This is a genomic window from Actinosynnema sp., assembly GCF_052038725.1.
The window spans coordinates 1-2,043 of record NZ_JBQGCX010000031.1 but is presented as its reverse complement, the minus strand read 5'-3'; the positions used below and the strand labels follow the sequence as shown (position 1 = coordinate 2,043).

The following is a 2,043-nucleotide window of genomic DNA, read 5'->3' as shown; positions in this document are numbered from 1 at the left end:
GATTCACAACGTCTGAAACGCGCCCGGTGAAGTTCGCCAAGAAGGCTGGGTTCTCGTCCTACGTCTCCATGAGCATTCGGACAAGGATCAGCACGCGCTGATCGCGCAGGCCGTTACCGGAACAACAGTCGGGGCAACCGGGTCAAGCTCCAGTGCTTCCGGCCGACGACAGTGTGCTTAAGGCCCTGGTAGATCGCAAGATCTGCCGGGGCTTCGTCGTTCTATCGAGTGGGGCGAACGGGTAGGAGCTGCCTCCACGTCCACAGCTTTCGCGGCGAACCCAGCCCTCGAGCCGACTCAGCTCGTGCGGGGTAGAGCGCCCAACATTGCTGCGCGGAGGCTCCTTCGAAGCGCATCACCGAGCTCCGAGCTGAGCACCGCGAGCGAGGGGTCGGCCTCGTATGCCGCCGTCACGGCAGCCGGGGGCGGGCAGTAGGCCGACAGTGCTCCCGCCAGGATCATGGCGAGCAAACAGAAGTCCTGGGCGCCCTCGCCGAGCTCAGGTACGTGTTCGCGGACGGTGTCAGTCATGGCCGCGAGGACATCGAGCGAGACGCGCTTGTGGCGTTGGGCGACCTCGAGGCCGATGTTGTGCTCGAGAACACCAGCCTGGGCGCCGAATAAGTCGCAGAGCACAGGGCGCGCTGCTAGGGAACGACTGAGCGCGTCGGCCAGGTGGGCTGCCCGCTCCTCTGCACCCAGGTCGGCGTCACTGCCGATGCCCAACTCGTTCGGCAGTTCAGCCACCCAGGCCTGCATGGAGTGATCCAGCAGTGCGATCAGCACCGCTTCGCGCGACTCGAAGTAGCGCGACAGCGCTGACTTGGCCAATCCGACGCGGCGACTCAGTTCGTTCAGCCCCACCTCGGACACTGGCATCTCCTCGAGCATGGCCGCCGCGGTGTCGAGGATCGCCTGTCGTCGAATCTCGCGCTGCTCCTCACTTCGCGCCCGCTGGAAAGTAATGCCCCCAGCGTACTTGTTACCGGCGGTCTATTGACAATAGACCACCGGTCTCTTAGCGTGTTGAATTAATAGACCACCGGTAAATAGGGAGAGATCTCATGATGTGGACCGACCAGGACATCCCCGACCAGCGGGGCCGGGTCGCCGTCGTGACCGGCGCCAACACGGGCCTCGGGTTCGAGACGGCCCGCCGCCTCGCCGGCTGTGGCGCGACGGTCGTGCTAGCCGTCCGTGACGCCGAGAAAGGGCGACAGGCAGCCCGCCGCATGGTCGGCGACGTCACCGTCCAGTCCCTCGACCTGGCCTCGCTCGACTCGATCCGCGCTGCAGCCGCTGCGCTGCAGGAGCGTCATCAGCGAATCGATCTGCTGATCAACAACGCAGGCGTCTTCTACACAGACAAGCAGGTCACCCGGGACGGCTTCGAACTGCAGTTCGGCACCAACCATCTCGCGCACTTCGCCCTCACTGGACTCCTGCTCGACACTCTCCTCGCGACACCCGAGTCCCGCGTGGTGACCGTGAGCAGCACGGGGCACCGCATCCGAGCCGCCATCCACTTCGACGATCTGCAGTGGGAGCGGTCCTACAACCGGGTGGCCGCCTACGGCCAGTCCAAGCTCGCCAACCTCATGTTCACCTACGAGCTGCAACGACGCCTCGCGCGCCGCGGAAGCACTGCCGCCGTTGCCGCCCATCGCGGTCTGTCCAGCACCGAGCTTGCCCGCAACTCGGGCTCGCCGGCCTTCATCCGGATGCCCCTCACCTGGCTCGCGATGGCCTCGCAGAACGCGGCGATGGGAGCCTTGCCCACTCTGCGGGCGGCGACCGACCCGGCCGTCCTGGGCGGGCAGTACTACGGCCCCGGCGGACGCAACGAGGTTCGGGGATATCCGCGCTTGGTGACCTCCAGCCCCGAGTCCTACGACCTCGACGTGCAACGCCGGTTGTGGGCTGAGTCCGAGCGTCTGACCGGCGTCACCTTCAGTGTCTAGCTCGATAGTGCGCCCGCCCACGTGCGCGCTGGACTCCGTGGTCTCCGAGAACGACGCGGCGCGGGTGCGAGGGCCTGTGACG

At 66.2% G+C, this 2,043-nt stretch carries 2 protein-coding genes; one reads left to right on the top strand and one right to left on the bottom strand.

What is annotated here, in order from left to right; translation table 11 throughout:
- Positions 1-297 precede the first annotated feature (297 nt).
- On the bottom strand, positions 298-912 hold the full coding sequence (locus ACTUAL_RS00575; RefSeq protein WP_440898887.1) for a TetR family transcriptional regulator: 615 nt from the start codon (positions 910-912) through the stop codon (positions 298-300).
- A gap of 152 nt (positions 913-1,064) precedes the next feature.
- Between ACTUAL_RS00575 and ACTUAL_RS00570 the strand changes: the two genes are divergently transcribed.
- Positions 1,065-1,961 (top strand): SDR family NAD(P)-dependent oxidoreductase, encoded by an 897-nt coding sequence (locus ACTUAL_RS00570; RefSeq protein ID WP_440898886.1) that lies wholly within the window; start codon positions 1,065-1,067, stop codon positions 1,959-1,961.
- The last annotated feature ends 82 nt before the right edge of the window (positions 1,962-2,043 follow it).